The sequence below is a fragment of the Lachnoanaerobaculum sanguinis genome (genome assembly GCF_033242365.1).
Lineage (GTDB): Bacteria > Bacillota > Clostridia > Lachnospirales > Lachnospiraceae > Lachnoanaerobaculum > Lachnoanaerobaculum sanguinis.
Genome location: NZ_BTHK01000005.1, coordinates 119,034 through 140,818, shown reverse-complemented (window position 1 = coordinate 140,818; position 21,785 = coordinate 119,034). Strand labels below are relative to the sequence as shown.

The 21,785-nt window shown below is 36.2% G+C and carries 16 protein-coding genes and 1 pseudogene; 5 read left to right on the top strand and 12 right to left on the bottom strand.

The annotated features are described in order from the left end of the window. Position 1 precedes the first annotated feature (1 nt). From drmB to SBH76_RS04875, 5 genes are all read right to left on the bottom strand, one after another. Complete coding sequence (drmB, locus tag SBH76_RS04895; RefSeq protein ID WP_317976996.1) at positions 2 to 2,356, bottom strand: DUF1998 domain-containing protein; 2,355 nt, start codon at positions 2,354 to 2,356, stop codon at positions 2 to 4. A gap of 4 nt (positions 2,357 to 2,360) precedes the next feature. Beyond that, complete coding sequence (locus tag SBH76_RS04890; RefSeq protein WP_317976995.1) at positions 2,361 to 6,008, bottom strand: helicase-related protein; 3,648 nt, start codon at positions 6,006 to 6,008, stop codon at positions 2,361 to 2,363. 11 nt (positions 6,009 to 6,019) lie between these two features. Continuing rightward, entirely contained in the window at positions 6,020 to 8,620 is a 2,601-nt protein-coding gene (locus SBH76_RS04885) for a DrmE family protein (protein WP_317976994.1), read from the bottom strand. Between the two features lie 526 nt (positions 8,621 to 9,146). Then, positions 9,147 to 9,317, bottom strand: a complete 171-nt coding sequence (locus SBH76_RS04880; protein WP_317976993.1) for a hypothetical protein — start codon at positions 9,315 to 9,317, stop codon at positions 9,147 to 9,149. A 78-nt stretch (positions 9,318 to 9,395) separates the two neighbouring features. Further along, positions 9,396 to 9,701: a type II toxin-antitoxin system RelB/DinJ family antitoxin gene (locus SBH76_RS04875; RefSeq protein ID WP_317976992.1), complete on the bottom strand. Its 306-nt coding sequence runs from the start codon at positions 9,699 to 9,701 to the stop codon at positions 9,396 to 9,398. 124 nt (positions 9,702 to 9,825) lie between these two features. Between SBH76_RS04875 and SBH76_RS13920 the strand changes: the two are divergent. Beyond that, positions 9,826 to 10,031 (top strand): annotated as a pseudogene (locus tag SBH76_RS13920) (IS1634 family transposase); the annotation flags it as partial. A gap of 272 nt (positions 10,032 to 10,303) precedes the next feature. On the opposite strand, the gene SBH76_RS04870 reads toward SBH76_RS13920, so the two are convergent. From SBH76_RS04870 to ppdK, 6 genes are all read right to left on the bottom strand, one after another. Further along, positions 10,304 to 10,642: a hypothetical protein gene (locus tag SBH76_RS04870; protein WP_317976991.1), complete on the bottom strand. Its 339-nt coding sequence runs from the start codon at positions 10,640 to 10,642 to the stop codon at positions 10,304 to 10,306. A gap of 179 nt (positions 10,643 to 10,821) precedes the next feature. After that, positions 10,822 to 10,959: a hypothetical protein gene (locus SBH76_RS04865; protein ID WP_314098713.1), complete on the bottom strand. Its 138-nt coding sequence runs from the start codon at positions 10,957 to 10,959 to the stop codon at positions 10,822 to 10,824. A gap of 78 nt (positions 10,960 to 11,037) precedes the next feature. Next, positions 11,038 to 12,795 (bottom strand): DUF4153 domain-containing protein, encoded by a 1,758-nt coding sequence (locus tag SBH76_RS04860; protein WP_317976990.1) that lies wholly within the window; start codon positions 12,793 to 12,795, stop codon positions 11,038 to 11,040. Between the two features lie 14 nt (positions 12,796 to 12,809). Next, complete coding sequence (locus SBH76_RS04855) at positions 12,810 to 13,019, bottom strand: helix-turn-helix domain-containing protein (protein WP_007590663.1); 210 nt, start codon at positions 13,017 to 13,019, stop codon at positions 12,810 to 12,812. An 11-nt stretch (positions 13,020 to 13,030) separates the two neighbouring features. Next, positions 13,031 to 13,504 carry a DUF2975 domain-containing protein gene (locus tag SBH76_RS04850; protein ID WP_007590662.1) on the bottom strand — a complete coding sequence of 158 codons (474 nt, stop codon included), beginning with the start codon at positions 13,502 to 13,504 and terminating at the stop codon, positions 13,031 to 13,033. Between the two features lie 300 nt (positions 13,505 to 13,804). Continuing rightward, a complete protein-coding gene (gene ppdK, locus SBH76_RS04845) occupies positions 13,805 to 16,435 on the bottom strand; it encodes a pyruvate, phosphate dikinase (RefSeq protein ID WP_314098708.1) in 2,631 nt (876 codons plus the stop codon). A 382-nt stretch (positions 16,436 to 16,817) separates the two neighbouring features. Here ppdK and SBH76_RS04840 point away from each other — a divergent pair, with 382 nt between their 5' ends. From SBH76_RS04840 to SBH76_RS04825, 4 genes are all read left to right on the top strand, one after another. Then, a complete protein-coding gene (locus SBH76_RS04840; RefSeq protein WP_317976989.1) occupies positions 16,818 to 18,029 on the top strand; it encodes an FprA family A-type flavoprotein in 1,212 nt (403 codons plus the stop codon). A gap of 106 nt (positions 18,030 to 18,135) precedes the next feature. Further along, the gene (locus SBH76_RS04835; protein ID WP_317976988.1) at positions 18,136 to 18,837 is read left to right on the top strand and encodes an AzlC family ABC transporter permease; all 702 of its coding nucleotides are present in this window, start codon (positions 18,136 to 18,138) and stop codon (positions 18,835 to 18,837) included. Beyond that, positions 18,830 to 19,159, top strand: coding sequence for a branched-chain amino acid transporter permease (locus SBH76_RS04830; RefSeq protein WP_317976987.1), 330 nt, complete (start codon positions 18,830 to 18,832; stop codon positions 19,157 to 19,159). The genes SBH76_RS04835 and SBH76_RS04830 overlap by 8 nt, the downstream gene beginning before the upstream one ends. A gap of 63 nt (positions 19,160 to 19,222) precedes the next feature. Further along, positions 19,223 to 20,497, top strand: a complete 1,275-nt coding sequence (locus tag SBH76_RS04825; protein WP_317976986.1) for a glutamate-5-semialdehyde dehydrogenase — start codon at positions 19,223 to 19,225, stop codon at positions 20,495 to 20,497. Positions 20,498 to 20,529: 32 nt separating this feature from the next. Here SBH76_RS04825 and SBH76_RS04820 read toward each other — a convergent pair whose 3' ends face one another. Beyond that, positions 20,530 to 21,726: an N-acetylmuramoyl-L-alanine amidase family protein gene (locus tag SBH76_RS04820; protein WP_317976985.1), complete on the bottom strand. Its 1,197-nt coding sequence runs from the start codon at positions 21,724 to 21,726 to the stop codon at positions 20,530 to 20,532. Between the last annotated feature and the right edge of the window lie 59 nt (positions 21,727 to 21,785).

Below are 21,785 nucleotides of genomic sequence, written 5' to 3'. Positions count from 1 at the left end.
TTCAAATCTCCTTTAATACTGCCAATACACTGTCAGCGATAGTGCCTTCTCCACTAAGGCAAAAACACTTCCATTCACTTTTTGATGCCTTATCGAATTCTTCTTCATTTTCAGCACTAAAAATCATTACCTTCTTATTAGGCCAATACAAATCAACATTATAATAGTTAGGATCTCCTAGGACCTGAAATGTGCCTGCTTGAAAAGGCTTCTCTCCGTCTTTATAATCAAAAATTTTATCTATCAACTCATTTATTATTTCCCTCTCATGTTTATTTGATGAAAATTGAAGTATATTCTTCCATATATCTACATAATCTGTATTTTTTAAGTTCGTGCCTGAATCTGTTATAATAATCTGAGATTTCGAACTGTCATTTTTAGAATTTTTTACTATATTACATATTTCTGCATTTTTATAAATATATTCTGAAAAAAATCCAATATTACGCTCTTCGTATGTTCCTATTATCATTCCTCTATCCAGAAAAACATTAAATTCTTCACAGCTTGTTTCGGGTACAAGAGTACAAGCATGACAAGCAGACAGATTTAGCGAATCGCGTCCCTGTCCCATACTCAAACTACAAACAGGATCATTTGAACATGTTATAGCACCCTCAATTGCCTTTTTAAAAATACTCGGAAAAATGTCATATCTGCCCTGACGAACAAGTCCACCCATTGTTCCTTCAGAGTCTCCACTCGCTGTATATATCAAAATGCCTGACATACTTTTACCTTCGTAAAATTCACTGCAATATATTCTCTCTTTAATAGATGCTATGCTATACCCACACTCAAAACTCAACTGTTTCATTAATAAATGGGAAAGCGTATGCAACAAAAGGAATTTCGCCGTAATAGTTCTAGGGCGTATGTCGCCATAATAAGATTTGGAATAATTCTCATTCAATTGATCAACTCGGCGTTGTATACTATGATTGTTTGTTCTCCATTTATCAATAACTTCATCATTTAGTTCAATAAAAATGCCCTCGCCTCGAACATCGTATCCGGGATACCAATTTGTATCCTCCTCTTTGATTGACACCTTTTTTATTTTCGTTGTGTTGTCTACATTATCTTCCTCAACCGGCTCCAATCTTGAAAAACCAACCAACGCCTGAACTTCTCTTACTTTATGAATCAATGATACCTTTTTAACATATGGCAAACCATATTGTTTTATATCAGTGGATTCACGAACAAATTCACCATTTTTATCCTCTTGAACTACCTCTCCACTCAAAGCTTCATATTCTTCAGCTCTATACTTAACACTTGTAGTAGTGTAACTGTCGTCTGTGGTTCCACTCCATCTGCGTATCAAAACAGGCTTTACCGATGCTTCCTCATGCCCTATATCTCGACCGATTTTTGAAGCATATTCACTAATCTTTTGCGATACAATATTTTCCCTAATTTCTTGTGTGAGTTCCATTCCCAAGGATGTAACAGTTTTTATCGATTCTGTAATAGCCTTTTTTAAATCTGAGAAAAAAGGACTTCCCTGTATTTTTGCTGTTAATTGGCTTGAGTAAGGAGGAATAACCAACGAGCTCACGACAATAGGAAAATAAACAGATGATCCACCTCTTTGTAATACATTTGGATATTTCTCACACATCTCTGTAATGTTCTTCCAGGGGTGCCTTCCGGTGCACTTAAAACCGTATTCATAACCTGTAGCCTTATCCAAGTTTTCAAGAGCATTCTTATCAAAAGCCCCCTTAAGAGTAGCTCTGGCATGACATGTTTCACATGTTATTGTCAAACCTTCCAATCCTTCGGTTGATGATGCACTTGTTGTAAACCTCAGTTTAGGATTATAGCATATTTTTTTTGCACCTAAACCGTTCTTGGCATGAACCCATTTTATCCATGGGAAATCATCTATATGACCATGACCGCATGCAACAACAATACGCGCCACTACCAGTTCCTGAAAACAAGAAGGACACTTTAAGTTCTTAGTCATGTTAGGATTATTTTCTCTCATCTTTTTGCACTTAGGATTGGAATTATATTCATTTATCCACTCTTTTAAAGGTTTAAAAGATCTGCATCTTGGACAAAAATACCATTCCGGAAATCTTGAATATGCGATACCTTTTTGATATCTTGTGTCATCCTTACTTCCGGGCATCCCAAAAAAATCCACATGAAGAGCTTTCTCAAGTCTCTCATCATGAACTTCAACTACACTGTCCTCCCACGTTTCAGGTGCTGCTGTCATCAAAGTTTGCTCAGGAAAATCAACCATAGCACCAACACCATACTGTAGTACTGCTTGTGAGGCTCTAACTGCATGTGTTATTTTATTTAATTGAATTTTCTCATATTTATATTCCATGTTATCAATCCTTCCATATTAAAATGCTACTTCCAACAGAAATATCTACATTCCTCATTGATGTCATGGTATCAAATGCATTGTCGCTCCTACTTGAGTTATATGCTTTCATCAGTCTTGCATCTCCCTCTTCAGGATATGTAACCATATACTTCTCACCATAAAAGAAGTGATCATCATATCCTTCTTTAAGTTTCTCCCAGCTTTCCAAAAATATATCTATTTCCTCTCGAATATCTGATTCTTCGGTGTCGGTTCCCGGATTAACCCTATTGATTATGTCTTTATTTCGAGCAACTATATATTTAACTATAGAATCAATTTCTTTTTTGTACTTAACGCGAGAGAAAAGTCCGGCTGCATTTTCAGGTGTCAACTCCGGTAATAATTGTCTAAGCAGTGCAATCACTATAGCATGTAACGCTCTATCTCTTGCAGGCTTTGAAAAAGGTGTAACTCCAGTAGGCTCTACGTGTTTATAAAACGATTCATGATAACCTAAAAACTGCTCATAATGTGATCTGTCTCGGCTCTTGGAACCATCATACATCGCAAAAGCCACTCCCGGATATGATCTTCCAACTCTACTTGATGCCTGGATATATTCGCTTGTCAGCTTAGGTTGTCCCACTAAAAGCATAACGTTCAACCTTGCAACATCTATACCTACAGAAATCATATTCGTTGCAAGCAAAATATTGGAAGGCCATCTTTTGTTTTCTATATTTTCCTTGCTATAGGTCAACTTCTCCAACTTATCCAATGTTTCATTTAATTGCGTAGTTGATACACGACTGGTCAATTCATCTGCACCGGTAATTATTCGAGCATCATTTGCAGTTCCCACACGGTAAGCCATTCTTTTGATAAAATCTTTAATATCATCATCTACAAGTGTTGAGCATTTCCCAAGATCTTTTAAACTGTTAAAATATACAGTAAGCGTCCAATACTTATCCTTTATTTCATAAGGCAAATCCATCGTGTGAATCTTTTGAAGCAATGCCGCCATAGTCCTGATTTCCATCATTGCTTTTGTTTTTCCGGACGGCATAAGACCGACATATTTTCTTCCGTATATTCCCCTTTCATAATCTATAACCGACTCTCTTGCGAAAAAGGAATCTTCAGCATCAATACCCGGATGAGGAAATTGACAAACCTCTCTGTTATACAAAGATGAGCATTGTTCTGCAGCTCTTCTTATAGTTGCTGTTGATGCAATAATCTTGGTTTTTGAACCTTTGCTACTACAAATATAATCAATTGCCGCCTCATACAAACCAACCATTGTTCCCAACGGACCGGAAATAAGATGTAACTCATCTTGTATGATCAATTCAGGTGCTCTGTTATCTGTTCTAACACCAAAAAATGCCCCAATTTGTGGGTTCCAAGGAAGCATTGCAAATTTATCTACTGTGCCAAATAAGAGGGTTGGAGGGTTCTGATATAATTCTTCATCAACAACTTGTATCGGTAACTTACCCCGTTCGTTAAAAAAGCATGCTTCCTGAGGGCACCACAATTCGAAGTGTGAGTTACTTCTCATCCTGTACCCCCATGCACCAATTTTTTTATGTCCTTTGCAATCTTGAACCATTTTTGTACCGCACCATGGACACTTCAACACCTGAAACTTATTGTGTCTGTCCTTTTGATACTCAAGCTCTTCTGCTGTTGCTTTTGTCAATTTAGTAAGTTCCGATTTTGCTTGGGCATTTTTATTCGGTGTATGATTGCTTCCTATCCATAGACCAATAGTTATCGATTCTGAACCAAGATCATATTTCCCATATATCGATTTTTTATCAGTAGCATCTACGCGAATATACTCACATGCACAAATAAGCGTAGATGCACGAGTAAACTGTTGTGCCGCCAGAAGTCGCAACGTATAACGCATAATAACAGTCGTTCCGGACGCATTTTCTTTATGAGCAAGTCTTCTGTAAAAAATAGTGAAAGCTGTAAGACCAAGATAGGCTTCTGTTTTACCTCCACCTGTAGGAAACCAAATTAAATCCACCAACTCTCTATCAACTGAACTGTCATCTACTATTGACTTTATACTCATAAGTAAAAATGCAATTTGGAAAGGCCTCCATGCATAGAAGTCTTCAAGAATCTTTTCAACACTAAAGTAGTCAATCTTCTTCAATATTTCAGTTAACTCTTCATCATCAGGATATCTGTTTACATCCGATGTCTTTTCCTGCAATTTCAGATGAGCTCGCTGCATGAACATAGCTCTGTTAGCCAATTGAAACGCATCCCAAGCCGCATCGCTTGACTTAAGCAGTTCTACTCCCTCATACATACGCTTTGAAGCGGCTTCGCATCCCATTATATTTTTTCCTGCAATATAATGGAATTTCTCCTGTAGTAAATTAGTTTTATCTCTGATTTCACTTATCCATTTATCGTATGCCGCTACAATAGATATTAATTTTTCTACCTTGATACTTTTTTCATCCTTTATCAAATCTGATAAGTATTTCATGGACAAAGCATCTTTTGTCACACCCGAATCTTTGGGTAAGCTAAAATCCATTGAAGGGACTTCGCTTACAGGAAAATATTCACTGAATACTTCGCCATTTCCCATAGCATCAACATTCCATGAAATAGAAGTACCTAATCCTGTTCCATATACTTTTTTATTTCTATATTGAAGCGCCAAAGACTGTTCTTCATCATTTAAATCTGAACAGTCTACGTTAGCACCATACTCTACAAAAACAAAACTGTTATTTTCACTGTTAATTCTTATTTCAGGTTGATAAAGGCAAAGCTTTGCACTTGATTTACTTGAGTCATCATTAACAAGCATAATAGTTAACGACCAAATATCATTTCCCATATTACGCCTTAAAGCGGTAACTTTTGCATTTGTTTGATCTAATTCCTTGTTTTGATCAATATAATCAGAATTGGAAAAATCCAACTCAAGTTCACACATATGAGGTTCTCTTACGTACCCCTTTCCAAGCTGGTCAGAAAGTTTATACATGAGTGAAATAATGTTATATTCATCTCCTCCCAACAAGTCCCTTTCTTTTAACGCAAGTATAGACTTTCTGTTAAGTCCGCCCGAAGTAAGCCTTAATGTCTTTTCCTTGCGGTCCAAATAAACACAATGATTAAACTCTGTTGGAAGCTCATATTCATCCCTTATGTCACCATAAGGAATACGACAATCAGTAGCCACAGCCTTCTTATAAGTAGCAAATCTGACCTTACAATTCACCTTTTCACATTTTCCTTTTACAAAAAAGGTTATTCCCATAGAAGAAGGCATATTTTGTGTGGCAAGTCCAATTTCTTCGTCAAGATTATCCTCGTCAGCATCAGTATCTGAATGATGATGTTTAACAAATCCCTCTTCCGTATTAACTAAAACATCTTCCGTCTCGTCAATCTGCACCTCAGTATCCTGTTCCTCAACTCTCAAAGTGTCATTATTGTCAGCGTTCATTTTAATATTCTTTGTAAAAAGTACACCTACTGAGTATCTGGTATTGGGAGCATCTGAGATAAGTTCATGTTCTATATCAGGAATAGATATCTCCGATCCCGGTCCCATAAGTTCTTTTTTTACAAGATCAATATACTTATCTCGTGCTCTTATCATTTCTTGCTTATCTGCCATAATTACCACCCTTAAATCAAAATCGGTCTATTTGCCATCCACATAGGAACTGCCGTTTCAACCTTAGCTATTCGTTCGACTCTTTTAATCTCTGCAAGCGTATCTATTTTTTTGTAAATTGATTCCATATAATTCCCCCTCTGCGGAGTCCGGCCACTTAGTTTATCAAAAATCGCTGTTCCAACCCGGTCCAATATTTTTCGTCTTATAGATCTTATATCTCTACAGGCTTCAAAAATGTCTTCCGGGCTCTCCTTAAGTTCTTCAACACCTGTAATATTTCCTATATGACGTATTGAATCAACATCTCTTGGGCCAACCGTGTAAGAATCTTCATCCAGCCAATGTAATATTGTTTGCTCGTGTACTCCGGCTCCATCTTCGAGCATTAAATCCACCACTTTCCTAGCAGTGTGTCCATTAGAACGCATAAATTCCACCAACGCTCTTTTCCACAAGTTTGCCTTCCTATACTTTTCTTCCGTATTGCTGTCAAACTTGCCGTCTATAAACAGTTTAGCAAGTATAGAACTGACGATGTCTTTGGTATCGTCATTATTTTTCGTAAAGATGATAGAATCTCCTTCACAAAGTTCCTGTACTCCTACTTCCTTAACTATGCCTGTAGCTTCCTCAAGCACATATCCTTTGTAATTTCTACTTAAATAAGCCTTGGTGTCATCATCAAAAACAACTACAGCCACAATATCAGTATTCATTGCGCCTTCATATCCGGAATCGCTTTTATAGATTGAACCCATATATGACAAGTCAACATTAGCAATATAATCTTCGATTTCTTTTTCGAAACCTTTTGCATTCTCCTCTTCAGTCGTTATTATTTCATCTTCATCCTGATTAGATATTATAATTGTCGATTTCCTATTAAGCCTATTTATCCTATTATGAAATATCTTATTCTTAAAATAATACCCTACTTTCTCACTTTCATATATTACCGAAATAATTGTTGCTGCAGCATTACATCTAAAAACATTAAAAGCTTTTCCTTCGTAATCTCCAAGAACAACTACACAGTCGTACATCTTAGAACCGTCAAATCTGTTTGCAGTAACAAAATCCTTATTCCTAAACAAATACTCCGAAAAAATTCCTGTTCCCTTTATGAGTGTTACATAATATGCTTTTGGAACAACAATGGCCACCCTCTTACCTAAATGATTATATAAAAATTTTCGTAACCACTCATACTTTCCGTTAGTATTTTTCTCCTCAATAAGTATTCTCTCAAGAACTTCAACTACGACTAATGCATTTTTTCTCAAGTTTTCAGGAAAATCTTCTGCCAATCTCCTAAGCTCTAAAATCTTTTTCTCCGGAGAATCAACTTCAATAAGCCCTCTCTCTTCGGCAACTGAAAATCTATCCATCGGAAATGGTGCAGTAACAAATAATTTCATCAACGAGTGTGCAAGCATTATAAAATTATCTTTACCTTCTGTAGAATACTCTTCACGCTTTATCTCAAGAATATTCTTCTTGAACTCGTGAATCACATCCGATTCTATACCATTTTTTTCAATAATGACCAACTCATTATTCTTATCAATAATTGTATTAACTCGTGTTACGAGTTCTGTAATATAATGATTATTTTCGACTTTCTCATAAGTTGTATTTTCCAACAGAAATTCCTTGGTGCATGCAAAGATTTCCATCTTTTCAACATCTGATGTCAATTCAAGTCCCAAGTCACTGTTCATAGAAGAGCATATATATACATACTGAAGCGATTTTCTATTAATCAACTCAGGTAACTCAAAATGGCCTCTTGATATCGAATCTTCTCCAAGAACAATTAGCCCTAAATGCCTGTTTCCACGTCCGGACAAAAGTAAATGTCTTGCAACAGAAATCTTAGCAGTAAACTTTAATGTCGGTTCGTTTTTACCTGTATTACCACCGTATCTATATTCTTCTTCCTCTGTAAAATAAGAAGCCGTTACCAGTTCTAATAAGCTGATTTGTTTTTTGTTAAAAAGCAAACTTATGTTCTTTACCAAAAAATCAGCATGTTCACGGGGTGCCACTATCACACATGACGTGTCCAAAATACTAGGTATATTCTCCTTCTCGAAGCCCAACACATCAACATAAAAAACATCTCTTAGTGACGTTTTCTTTCTTATTCCCCTTCCATCCATGCGAAACGAATCACCATTGTATGGTTCAATATTTCTCCATTCTTTTTCAGGAACATATTTCGTAGATATCTCACTTTGTACAAGTTTTATAAACTTTTTACCTTTTTCTGTTCCAATCTCGCTTCCGTCTATAAAACCCTTAAAAATGTAACGGCATTTCTTTGGTTGTCCGTAAAGAACTGTGTCCCCTTCTGAAAAAGAACTAACAATATCCATGGTTTCAGCTTTATTTGATATTAGATTAAAAATAGTTGCGTAAGTAATTAATACAACATCAAAACAAAGCGACCCTGTATGCATAACCAGCCCGATATTGTGGTCTCGCTTCGCTATTGTTTGCGTCAAAAAATCCCCAAAAGTCTTTAACAGTAACTCCTTTGAAATAGTCTGTCCTTCAATCTGTATTTCACACTTTTCAAAAACTCGATACATTATCTCTTCATTCACCTGTATAGCACCCCCATAAACTATCTAATTCTTATTTGTCTATCATAATCGAACGCACAGTCAATTCAGTAGCAAGATCAATTTTATACGTATTCTTGTCAATCAACATCTTACATAACCATTGTATGAAATGAACATGTTTCTTCATTTCACTTAGCCGCTCTTTCATGCGTAAAACAAAAACGCTAACCTATTGAAAGTATATCACAATTAGACTAATAGTCACAATAACTCTTTAGATAGTAAAATACAATGTTCCACTATACTAAATCTATTCTTTATTTGTTAATTTTTATAGTCGATTTAAGCTATCGATTTATCACCCTACCTATTTTGCTAAAACTCTTTATAAAAGTATACTTACACTACAGAGTACTATAAGCACCTGCCTGATGTTCTCGATTCAGTATACAAGTTCCAAAAATATAATATTAATCTCTATATTGTTTATTAAAATCAGATAATCTGAAAACCTTGCCATAGGCAATAATATTAAACAGCATAAAAAATAATGCCTGACTTATAATCAGGCATTACTTACAATTTTACTATTCAAATTTTCTATTTTGATGATATCGCCTCCTGCATCAATCATATCCTGTATCAAGGCATGTTCCGGTTGCAACGCTTCATATTCGCTTCTAATTTCAGCATCATTAAGTTGTTCATTTAAGAAATCATCAAATTTTCTACTCATTACTATCTCCACTCCTGCTTAAATAGTTATCTCCATATCTTAGTGCTTCATCCGTAATATCAACCCTATATTTTTCCATCAATTATGACTCTCTCTAAATTTATCAAAAGCCTTAGCTGCACTCTGTGTTCTACCTTCTTTATAAGATTCATAGCCTCTTTGTAACTTATCATGAATCTCATCCGGACTCATTTTAGTCATATCAATACTCTCAGGGGCACTTGGTAAAGTTATGGCAAAAGGAATCCCTCCGGTCAATACAATTTGGTTAAGAAACATATCTACAGCCGTAGACATAGGAACTCCCAAGCGTCCAAGTATAGACTCCGCATCTTTCTTTAGTGTAGGATTTACTCTTAAGTTCAATGTTGCCGATTTCTCCATATGTACTACCTCCGTTCTTATATCAATATTGTAACTATATTGTCGTTACTTGTCAATGTAACAATATCACTATAATCTAAAAGCAAAATCTACTCAACTAAACAATATAAAGTATTTTCTTTATGTTAATGAAACTATTGATATACTTGCTTCTCAAATACGTTTTCAGTTCTCTTTATTTGAATTAATTACACAGCTTATTTATACGAGAGTTATATCACCATGATCTAAGTTAAAGATAACCTCTCATGTATTTCCATATCTTTATGGCAGTTTAACCATCTCTGAAGACCGGGCATATGACGGTGTTCTTTCATAGGAGAGTCCCATAAATTGATATCTCTGGCGATGACAACCAAAAAGCCGGTTCACATTAGCAATCTTAATTTCCTCTACTTAACACAGGCTGAAATCGACATTCTCTTTCAAAGGTGCACGCTCTTGTACACCTAAAACTAGATTTTGAGAGAAACGACGGAATTCCGGTATGATAATATACGCACATTTAAATCTGTACGAAAAGTTCTACTGTCGGACTTAACGAAACAATACTAAGCAAGACGCATCAAATCTTATTTTTCAAGCTTTTTATATGCCGGCATTCACATGTTTTTTCCATCTATATTAACAGAGAAGTACCATTTCCCATCGTCCTCAAAGGCATGAAAAACACCTAAGATTAAATAACAATCTTTCCATTTATCACGATATTTTCCAAGTTTACTATCTAAAATAAACTCTTCTTTTCTATCCAACGGAACTAACCATCCCGGCACTTTAAACATAATCTTAGTAAGATTAACAAATTCTTCTTCTGTCATATCAGGAAAAAACATATATCCCTTAACTTTACAGTATTTCTGTATTTCCATATATGCTATTTCAGCGCTTTTATATCGATCATTTTTTATCACTACCGGATTCATTTCCCAATTTTGCATTAACCACTCCTCCAATCAAATTCTTGCTAATAGTCCCACCCAAATAAACCTTACTCTCCATAACGAGTTAATGCCAAAGGAACTACATCAACAATAATACATACTATTTGGAAATAAATCAAAAAGAATATCTTCCAATATTTGATTTTGAGTCAGCATTCTTTCTATTTTCAAAGCACCTATTTTATTTTATACCCGTCCGATGATTTTCTCCCAATCAATGATACTTTAGATAAATTTCCTGCCTTCACTTCTTCACAGATACGGCGTACTACTCTTGGAATCGCCGGAGTATTGCCAAAGAAATCTCTTGCCATATAATTACCCGGAGCTAGACCCGTAATTATAAAAAGTGGGCTGAAAAATCAACCCACCCCAACACTTGACAAAGAACCTTAATTTAGATTCATATGTTTTTTTATTTCGAAAGCCTTATTTCTGGAGTAATTATAACTGATAGGTTCATCTATATCAAAAGAATAATACCCCATGATACCTTCTGCGCAGAAGTGTAGCTTATCTTTAAGTTCTTTATCGGAACTGTTTTTCCAAGCCTTGTAAATAACAGGCATTGCAGCCATATCACTTTCCCTAAGATCATATATATCATAGTATGGCAGATTACCGTTCATATAGGCATTAAGATTATACCCGGCAACCACTGCGTCTATATTGGCAAGACAAAGAAGTACAAAAAGTATATTTCCTGCATAGAAACTTAATTTGGTAACAGGAAAGCTCTTCTTAAATTCTCCCATTATGATAAAGGCAAATACAAAACATAAGAAAATCATAAATACACTTGGAATTATGCGCAGTGTTGTAAGTCCATAAGTGCTTATATACAGATACATCTTGGCAAAGTCAACCGATATAAGTGCCAATGTTAATATTGAATTTAGGATTATATGAATACGCAAATACTTATTATTTTCATTTTTAACTGAAAAAATTTTAGCTACCGCAATAAATACTATATTGATTAAGGCAACAGCCAGAAGTTCAAAAAATCCTCGTCTTGCATATTCTGAATAGGTAAAATCAGCCGGCAAAGAACCGCCTAAAATATCTATAAAATATATAGCCTGTATTCCTATAAAAAGAATATAAAAGCAGCAAATAACTGCATTAACGGTATATAAACTAAATCTTGGTATGAAAGCTGCATTATCCATGGTTTTATTAAACTTATCTATATTAAAGGACTTTGAATTATCCTCTATGGAACTTCCGTAGATAAGTGCGTACAGGTAGGTTGCCATAGGTAGTGACCATATAAGAGTTCCTATATTTTCAGGAACATTGATATCGAAGTTGAATAAATGGTCAAAAATATTTTTAAAAGTAGCATCTGCACTTGAAAGCAGGAAAATGACAATCATTATAAACGGAGTACCAATCAAAAGTCCGAGAAAAATATGCAAAAAGTACTTAGTCTTTGTACTTGAAGTGCTTTTTCCCCTCTTTGAAAACATGCAAATCCAAAAAGAAGTAGCATTATGTATAGGAATAAATACAAGTGCATTGATATAGTCATATAATATAAGCGCTGAAGTTTCGCTTTTTATAAGCTTGTTAAATACCGTTACAGGAAGGTAAATAAGCATAAAATTCATAGCTATTTGCATAAATATATTAAGGGAATAGTTATAAAAAACAGTAAAGCTTATGGCTAAAAGTATCATAAGTACCGATAAAATAATACTTTCACTATTGAACTTAACAGCCTTTAATTTAGCATATGCAAGCACTGAGATAACATAAAGTACTATGTATAAGGTAGCTCCCAAACCTAAAGTTACCATACCTGTATTTAAGTTATAATATTTTATGCATAAAAATGCGAGTATAAATACAACGGGCAGCATTATTATATCTAACGTTTCAAACTTATATTTAGGCTCTTTTTTTATTGGAGTCTTATTTGAAGTTTCAGACTCCATATTAATGCCGACTGTGGGAGTACTTGCAGTATTGTTTGAACTGTCAGCTATATTATTGCCTGCACTTGCAGTGTTGTTTGAACCGTCAGCTATATTATTGCCTGCACTTGCAGTGTTGTTTGAACTGTCAGATACATTATTGTTTGCATTTGCAGTTATATCATTATCTGAATTTATAGCTGTATAATTATCTGATAAATTTTCGCTCATGTTAAAGACCTCCTTTAGTTTTCGTCAGGTATGTATTCCAGTATATCTGCCACTTGGCAGTTAAGTTCTCTGCATATAGCCTCCAAAGTGGAGAATCGTACCGCCTTGGCTTTATTATTTTTAAGAATGGACAAATTGGCAGCTGTGATACCTATTCGCTCGGCAAGCTCTCCGGCAGACATCTTCCTTTTTGCCATTACCACATCTATATTTACCATAATCATAACTTTTCTCCTTATATGGTATACTCATTTTCTTGCTTTATTTCTATAGCCTCTGTAAAGACATTCTTAACTACTCTCAGTATAAGAGCCATAAATGCAGAGCCTGTAACAAGTAATACAAAAGGTAGATAGAAAAATGTTAAAATAAAGCATACAAATGAGACAATAAAACAGCACCATGAAAGCATTCTAAGATACTTGACATTTTCTGCTATAAATACTTTAGACTTATGTATATTACATAAGAGCTTATATAGGAGAAACAGTGCGGTATAAGCAAGTATATCAAGTATGTAAACAGCAATCATACTGAAAATGATATACTTTCCGATAAGTTCTTCCTTGGAAAGAGGAATATAAATGCGCCTTAAGATAATAAATTTTATATCATGGTGTATGTAAATATTAAGCAGTATACCCAATATGGCAAAAACAAATACACATACCTTAGATAAAGCTATACTTTTATTTTGTGTCCAATTCATCACAACCTCCTACTTTACATATAGATATTTACAAGCTGTAAAAAATTCATTAATACTGGGAACATGATAACATATAATTTAATGTTTAGCAATAAAAATGTATTGTTATTCGATAAAAAAATATTGAGATTCATTTAAGAATTGTTTTTTAAGATGAGTTGTAAGGTGATATTATTTATTAAAACATTTTGTAAAATAAAAAGTGAGCTGAAAAATCAACCCACCCCAACATTTGACAAAGAACCTACAAAAAAGAGCAGACGCCCTCGCGTCTGCTCCAAAATGTATCTATATATTATATTACTTTCTCTCAGCAATAGCTGCCTGTGCTGCTGCAAGTCTTGCAATCGGCACTCTGAACGGTGAACATGACACATAGTCAAGACCGATCTTGTGGCAGAACTCAACTGATGAAGGATCTCCACCGTGCTCACCACAGATACCTACGTGGATCTCAGGTCTTGTCTGCTTTCCAAGCTCGATAGCCATCTTCATAAGCTTGCCGACACCAACCTGGTCAAGCTTAGCAAACGGATCGTTCTCGAAGATTTTTCTGTCATAGTAAGCATTGAGGAACTTACCTGCATCATCTCTTGAGAAACCGAATGTCATCTGTGTAAGGTCGTTTGTACCGAAGCAGAAGAATTCAGCCTGCTTAGCGATCTCATCAGCTGTAAGACATGCTCTTGGAATCTCAATCATTGTACCAACTTCATACTTGATGTTTGAGCCTGCTGCCGCAATCTCCTCATCTGCTGTCTTAACAACGATATCCTTAACGTACTTAAGCTCCTTAGCGTCAGATGAAAGCGGAATCATGATCTCAGGCTTAAGGTTCCAATCAGGATGAGCCTTAGCTACATTGATAGCAGCTCTGATAACAGCCTTTGTCTGCATTACCGCAATCTCAGGATATGTTACTGCAAGACGAAGTCCTCTGTGTCCCATCATCGGGTTGAACTCGTGAAGTGAAGCGATGATAGCCTTAATCTGTGCTACGCTCTTGCCCTGAGTCTTTGCAAGCTTCTCAATCTCAGCTTCCTCTGTAGGAACGAACTCATGAAGTGGCGGATCAAGGAATCTGATTGTAACAGGGTTACCCTCAAGTGCCTCGTAAAGCTTCTCGAAATCTCCCTGCTGTACAGGTAAAATCTTCTCAAGAGCTTTCTCTCTCTCTTCTACTGTATCTGAACAGATCATCTCTCTGAATGCGTCAATTCTGTCGCCCTCAAAGAACATATGCTCTGTACGGCAAAGTCCGATACCCTCTGCACCAAGCTCTCTTGCTTTTCTTGCATCCTCAGGTGTATCTGCGTTTGTACGAACTTTAAGTCTTCTATACTTATCAGCCCATCCCATGATTCTTCCGAACTCACCTGCGATCTGAGCTTCCTGAGTTGGGATAGCACCGTCATAAACATTTCCTGTTGTACCGTCGAATGAGATAACATCTCCCTCGTGGAATGTCTTTCCGCCGAGCTCGAACTTCTTGTTCTCTTCATCCATAATAATCTCTGAAAGACCTGATACGCAACAAGTACCCATACCACGAGCAACAACGGCTGCGTGTGATGTCATACCTCCACGAACTGTAAGGATACCCTGTGAAGCCTTCATACCCTCGATATCCTCAGGTGATGTCTCAAGTCTTACAAGAACAACCTTCTTACCTGCATCAGCCCATGTCTTGGCATCCTCTGCTGTAAATACGATCTGTCCGCTTGCAGCACCCGGTGAAGCGGCAAGACCCTTACCGATAGGTGTAGCCTTCTTAACAGCCTCTGTATCAAATGTAGGGTGAAGAAGTGTATCAAGGTTTCTAGGCTCGATCATTGATACAGCCTTAGCCTCGTCAATCATACCCTCATCTACAAGGTCACATGCAATCTTAAGTGCGGCAAATGCTGTTCTCTTACCGTTTCTTGTCTGCAACATGTAAAGCTTTCTATCCTCGATAGTAAACTCCATATCCTGCATATCTCTGTAATGATCCTCAAGCTTATGGCAGATCTCAACGAACTCGTTATAAACGTCAGGCATTACTTCCTTCAACTGATCGATATGCTGTGGTGTACGAACACCTGCAACAACGTCCTCACCCTGAGCGTTCATAAGGAACTCACCCATGAGCTTCTTCTCACCTGTAGCAGGATCTCTTGTAAATGCAACACCTGTACCTGATGTATCACCCATGTTACCGAATGCCATCATCTGTACGTTAACTGCTGTACCCCATGAATATGGAATATCATTGTCACGACGATATACATTTGCACGTGGGTTATCCCATGAACGGAATACGGCCTTAACGGCAGCCATAAGCTGTTCCTTAGGATCTGAAGGGAAATCCGAACCGATTTTTGACTTATACTCAGCCTTGAACTGATTTGCAAGTTCCTTCAAATCTTCAGCTGTAAGGTCAACGTCCTGTGTAACTCCCTTTTTCTCTTTCATCTGGTCGATAAGAACCTCAAAATACTTCTTACCAACTTCCATAACTACGTCTGAGAACATCTGGATAAATCTTCTGTAGCAGTCATAAGCCCATCTTGGGTTACCTGACTTTGCAGCCAGAACCTCTACAACCTCTTCGTTAAGACCGAGGTTAAGAATTGTATCCATCATACCCGGCATAGATGCTCTTGCACCTGAACGAACAGAAACTAAGAGAGGATTTTCCTTATCACCGAATTTCTTTCCTGTGATTTCTTCCATCTTAGTAATATTCTCCATGATTTGACCCATGATCTCATCATTTATCTTCTCGCCGTCCTCATAGTACTGAGTACATGCTTCTGTTGTGATTGTGAATCCCTGAGGTACAGGTAAACCGAGATTTGTCATCTCTGCAAGGTTTGCACCCTTACCACCCAAAAGATTTCTCATTGTTGCGTTACCTTCTGTAAAAAGGTATACCCACTTATTTGCCATACGTAAAAACCTCCATATGTATTTTCCTGTATTTTCCGCTCACCATTATACCATATTCATATAATATAGCAAAGCATAAAAAAGAAAATTATTTACCTTTTACATTGATTTTTTGATATTTTCTTACTAAAAAGATGATAATAGTGATTTTTAACAAAATCTTGTATACAATATTCCGCCCATTTTCGTTAAAATTTGTTTTTACAGTCATTAAATCCACAAAACTCACAGCAAAATAAAACTTTAAAAAATTGTATTATATAAAAATCTTGCAAATATAAACTTTTGCATTATACTATTAGTTGTAAAACAGTAAGAATAAGTTATTTAATGATATAGTAGCTTCGGCTGCTTTATATATGCAAATGTATATGGAGGAATTATGCATCAGGAACAATGTATTAAGGACAATTTATATTATGTAGGTGGAAGTGACAGAAGGCAGAGACTTTTTGAGAATGCCTATCCTATTCCGAACGGAATGTCTTACAACTCATATGTTATATTGGATGAAAAAACTGTACTCTTTGACTCTGTTGACAGATCTGTAGAGGAAGTATTCTTTGAGAACTTAAAGGCAACACTTGGTGACAGACCCCTTGACTACGTAGTAATAACACATATGGAGCCTGACCATGCGGCTACTTTGGGCGATCTTTTAAATATGCATCCTGAAATGATGATAGTAGGTAATGCAAAGATTAAGACAATGATCGGTCAGTTCTTTGACTTCTCTTTGGACCACAGATTCTTGGAAGTAAAAGAAGGCGACACATTGAGCACAGGCAAGCATACATTTAAATTTTATTTTGCTCCGATGGTTCACTGGCCTGAGGTAATGATGGTATATGATGAGAAATCAAAAGCGCTTTTCTCTTCAGATGCTTTCGGTTGCTTCGGTGCACTCTCAGGAAATATATTCGCAGATGAATTGAATTATGAATGCGAGTGGTATCCCGAATCCAGAAGATATTATGCAAATATTGTTGGAAAGTTCGGATTACAGGTATTAAATATATTAAAGAAACTTGCCGATTTGGATATAGAGCTTATCTGTTCACTTCACGGTCCTATTTATAGAAGAAAAGAAGATATACTTGCATGTTTCAAAAAGTATCAGACTTGGGGTTCATATTCTCCTGAGGATGATGAGGTGGTTATCTTCTCAGGTTCCGTTTACGGACATACAGAAGAATTTTCAACATTACTTGCCACTCTGGTAGCACAAAGAGGTATCAGAAATACAAAGGTTCTTGATATTTCATCAATTGATGTATCTTACCTCCTTTCAGAAGCTTTCAGAGCAAGGGTACTTGTATTTGCTTCTTCTTCTTACAATGGCGGACTTTTCACTCCTATGGAAAACTTTCTTATGGACCTTGTTGCACATAACTTCCAGAACAGAGATGTTTTCGTGGTTGAGAACGGTTCATGGGCTCTTACTGCAGGCAAGAGCATGCGTGAGATTATAGGTCAGTTAAAGAAGGTAAATATTGCCGAGGAAACAATCAGCATCAAATCTCTCCTTACAGAGGATCAATACGCCGATGTAGTTGCAATGGCTGACAAGATTGTTGAGTGTTTGAAGAAATAAAATGTTTTTATATGTATACCCATATCATGCGGGTATACATTTTTTATTGATTTTTTTATATTCGGGTAGTAAACTTGTATCTTGATTTAATTTACAAGGAGTTTTTATGGTTTCTAAAAATAAGATAAAGGCCGCTTTCTTTGCGGCATTTCCAAATACAATCCCTATTTTGGCCGGATTTTTATTCTTAGGTATTGCCTATGGCATATATATGAATCAATCCGGTTTTAAATTTTACTATCCGATGTTTATGAGTTTTATTATATTTGCAGGCTCTGTGGAGTTTGCTACCGTTTCATGGTTGCTTGGGAGCTTTGATCCTGTAAACATCTTCTTCCTTACACTTATGATAAATGCAAGACATTTATTCTACGGTCTTTCAATGCTTGAAAAATATAATATTCCGGGATGGAAGAAACTTTATTTAATTTACGGCATGTGTGATGAGTCCTTCTCAATTAATGCCACGGTAGATGTTCCGAAAGACATTGACAGGGGCTTGTTTATGTTCTTTGTAACCATGTTAAACCAGATATATTGGGTAGCAGGTGCTACTATAGGCGGAATATTCGGAAGCTTTATCCCCTTTGATACCAAAGGAATAGAATTTGTTATGACTGCACTCTTTGTGGTTATATTCCTTGAAAATTGGCTTAAAGAAAAGGATCACAGCGCCTCTGTAATCGGACTTTTTATTTCGTTTATATGTCTGATAATTTTTAAAGGTACAAACTTTATCATTCCTTCAATGATTATAATACTTAGTGTACTTACATTACTTAGAGGGAGATTGGAAAAACATGAGTAAAATACAACAGCTTATAATAATATTAATCGTAGCATTTGCCACAATGATAACCAGATTTTTACCCTTTATAGTTTTTCCGGCAAACAAAGAAACTCCTTCATATATAAAGTATCTGGGCAAGGTTTTGCCGGCAGCGGTACTTGGACTTTTAGTGGTATATTCTCTTAAAGATGTATCAATATTTAATGAGTTCCATGCTTTGCCTGAAGCCATAAGCATTGCGGTTATTGTAATATTACATTTTTGGAAAAGACAGATGATTCTTTCCATCTCTGCAGGAACAATACTTTATATGTTTCTTATACAATTTATTTTTAAATAAATTGCTTGCAATTATTTATTAATTAATATATCTTAATTATAGATTGAGCATTTAAGGAGATTTATGAAAGAGATTGCAAAAAAGGTGAAAGCGGACAGTTTTATTCTTATGGCAAGCAGCAATGAGATGAGAAATAACTGTCTTCAAAATATTATTAAAAATTTAAACAAAAACAGAGAACATATTCTCTTGGAAAATCAAAAGGATATTGAAAATGCAAAGGCTGAAAATATATCCTCTTCCATACTTTCAAGACTTTTGTTTGACGAGCATAAGATGGATACGGTTATAGCAGGTATCAATGATCTTATAAAGATGGAAGATCCTATAGGAAAGATTACATTAAAAAGAGAGCTTGATGCAGGACTTACACTTACCAGAACCACAACTCCGATAGGTGTTATAGGAGTTATCTTTGAGGCAAGACCTGATGCCCTTGTTCAGATTGCTTCTTTATGTATAAAGAGCGGAAATGCAGCCATACTTAAAGGCGGCAGTGAAGCAAAGCTTACAAACAGAGCACTTTTTGAAAGTATAAAAGAAGCCGTTTTAGAAGCCGGATTGCCTGAAAATATACTTATACAGCTTGAAGCCAGAAGTGATGTTGGCGAGTTACTTGGCTGCAGTGAATATGTGGACTTACTTATACCCAGAGGTTCAAACTCTTTTGTAAAATATATTATGGACAATACAAATATTCCTGTTATGGGACATGCCGACGGTGTATGTCATACATATGTGGATGAGGACTTTGATCTCGAAAAGTCTGTAAGGATTTTGATAGATGCAAAGACTCAGTACCCTTCCGCATGTAATACTACAGAGACTTTGTTGGTTCATGAAAGAGCGGTTTCAAAGATTTTACCGGAACTTAATAAAGCATTTGTGGCGGCAGACATTAAGGTATATGCCGACAAGGATGTTTTGTCATATTTTGATAATGCAAATCTTGCAAATGATGAGTCTTTCCATACGGAATATCTTGAAAAGACTATCAATGTAAAACCTGTAAAAAGCATTGATGAAGCAATTGTTCATATAAATACATACGGCTCACATCATACAGATGCCATACTTACAAATATAGATGCCAATGCAGATTATTTTATGAGCAGAGTTGATTCCGCAAATGTATATAAGAACTGTTCCACAAGATTTGCCGACGGATTCAGATACGGTTTCGGAGCCGAGGTGGGTATCAGTACCGGAAAGCTTCATGCCAGAGGTCCTGTAGGACTTGAAGGTCTTTGTACTTACAAATACAAGCTCTATGGAAACGGCGATATCGTTGCAGACTATGCAAACGGAAATAAAGAATTTCATTTTAGAGAATTATAAAAGGAAGGGTAATCCCCTTCCTCTTTTTATACTTATCTTACCCATGCACCGTTTGCGCCGAGTCTGAATGAATCAACTGTTGTATTTGTAGCCATATATCCCGAGCCCGGATAGAAATAGTACCAGTTTCCGCTGATCTGTGTCCATCCCTCACACATAGCACCGTTGCTGTCAAGGTAGTAATACTTTCCGTCACTGCTGTGAAGCCATGTATTGCTTAGCATCTTACCTCTTGGAACCTCAGCATTCATGTAATACCACTTACCGTTTGACTGCTGCCAACCGGTTGTCATATATCCGTAGGAATTCATATAGTAATACTCTCCTTCGACCTTCTGCCAACCTGTAAGCATTCTGCCGGCATCATCAAAAAGATACCATTTATCTGCTATATATTCCCATCCGCTTGTCTTAAGACTTCCGTCAGGGAATCTGAAATACCATGTATCTCCCGATTTATTCCAGCCTATGCCGTTTCCAACCTGAGTTGTTACATTATTATTTCCTGTTGAGACATTTGAAGCATCCAGATAGAATTCATCTGAAGTAATCCACTCCGAATGTCTTCCATAGTCCTTATCTCCATGTGAAACCGTTCTGATTCTGAACTTATATGTACCCTTTTGAGTCATATCATTTCTAAAGTTATAATTGCTGCCCTTGTAGTTTTCAACTCTTGTGACCTGTGTACTTCCACGCAACAGTATAAGTTCATAGTATCCTGAAGTCTCAGATGGTTCATCCCACTTGGCAATACCTATACCGCTGTCCTTCCACTCTACATCCTCAGGGGCTTCATAAGTTCCCTTTAACGGATTTAACTTGATATTTACTACCAAATCACCGTTTTTCTTGGATGAAGAAAGAAACTTTCCACCGTTCACAGATATGTTTGAAGATGAATATGTTCCCTTAAATGAATAGTCGCTGTTTGCTTCCAAAGTTATTTTCATCTTTACTTCATCACCTATGTTCAGACTGCTTCTTCCGCTTGTAATCTCGGCATCCGCTATATTGAATCTGTCGGATGTGGTATATACATTTATATCTCCGCCTGAGCTACTTCCGTAGTTTATACTTAGATTATCTGTACGATCTCCTATACTCAAATCCGAATTTACTTTTATCGTGACTGAGCTAATAGTTTTATTTGCAGCATAAGCAGGTTTTGATAAAAGTGAACATAATAAAATAGTTCCGAAAACAGCTATTTTTTTAGCTAACCTCATATATTCCTCCTTATATTTTTTGTATCATATCATATGATACAAATATATTTATACTATAA

Bases quoted from the DNA above. Each gene is read 5' to 3' on its own strand.
- SBH76_RS04820 (WP_317976985.1), bottom strand. From the start codon at position 21,726: ATGAGGTTAGCTAAAAAAATAGCTGTTTTCGGAACTATTTTATTATGT.
- SBH76_RS04880 (WP_317976993.1), bottom strand. From the start codon at position 9,317: ATGAGTAGAAAATTTGATGATTTCTTAAATGAACAACTTAATGATGCT.
- ppdK (WP_314098708.1), bottom strand. From the start codon at position 16,435: ATGGCAAATAAGTGGGTATACCTTTTTACAGAAGGTAACGCAACAATG.
- SBH76_RS04830 (WP_317976987.1), top strand. From the start codon at position 18,830: ATGAGTAAAATACAACAGCTTATAATAATATTAATCGTAGCATTTGCC.
- drmB (WP_317976996.1), bottom strand. From the start codon at position 2,356: ATGGAATATAAATATGAGAAAATTCAATTAAATAAAATAACACATGCA.
- SBH76_RS04875 (WP_317976992.1), bottom strand. From the start codon at position 9,701: ATGGAGAAATCGGCAACATTGAACTTAAGAGTAAATCCTACACTAAAG.
- SBH76_RS04860 (WP_317976990.1), bottom strand. From the start codon at position 12,795: ATGAGCGAAAATTTATCAGATAATTATACAGCTATAAATTCAGATAAT.
- SBH76_RS04865 (WP_314098713.1), bottom strand. From the start codon at position 10,959: ATGGCAAGAGATTTCTTTGGCAATACTCCGGCGATTCCAAGAGTAGTA.
- SBH76_RS04890 (WP_317976995.1), bottom strand. From the start codon at position 6,008: ATGGCAGATAAGCAAGAAATGATAAGAGCACGAGATAAGTATATTGAT.
- SBH76_RS04835 (WP_317976988.1), top strand. From the start codon at position 18,136: ATGGTTTCTAAAAATAAGATAAAGGCCGCTTTCTTTGCGGCATTTCCA.
- SBH76_RS04850 (WP_007590662.1), bottom strand. From the start codon at position 13,504: ATGAATTGGACACAAAATAAAAGTATAGCTTTATCTAAGGTATGTGTA.
- SBH76_RS04825 (WP_317976986.1), top strand. From the start codon at position 19,223: ATGAAAGAGATTGCAAAAAAGGTGAAAGCGGACAGTTTTATTCTTATG.
- SBH76_RS04870 (WP_317976991.1), bottom strand. From the start codon at position 10,642: ATGCAAAATTGGGAAATGAATCCGGTAGTGATAAAAAATGATCGATAT.
- SBH76_RS04840 (WP_317976989.1), top strand. From the start codon at position 16,818: ATGCATCAGGAACAATGTATTAAGGACAATTTATATTATGTAGGTGGA.
- SBH76_RS04855 (WP_007590663.1), bottom strand. From the start codon at position 13,019: ATGATTATGGTAAATATAGATGTGGTAATGGCAAAAAGGAAGATGTCT.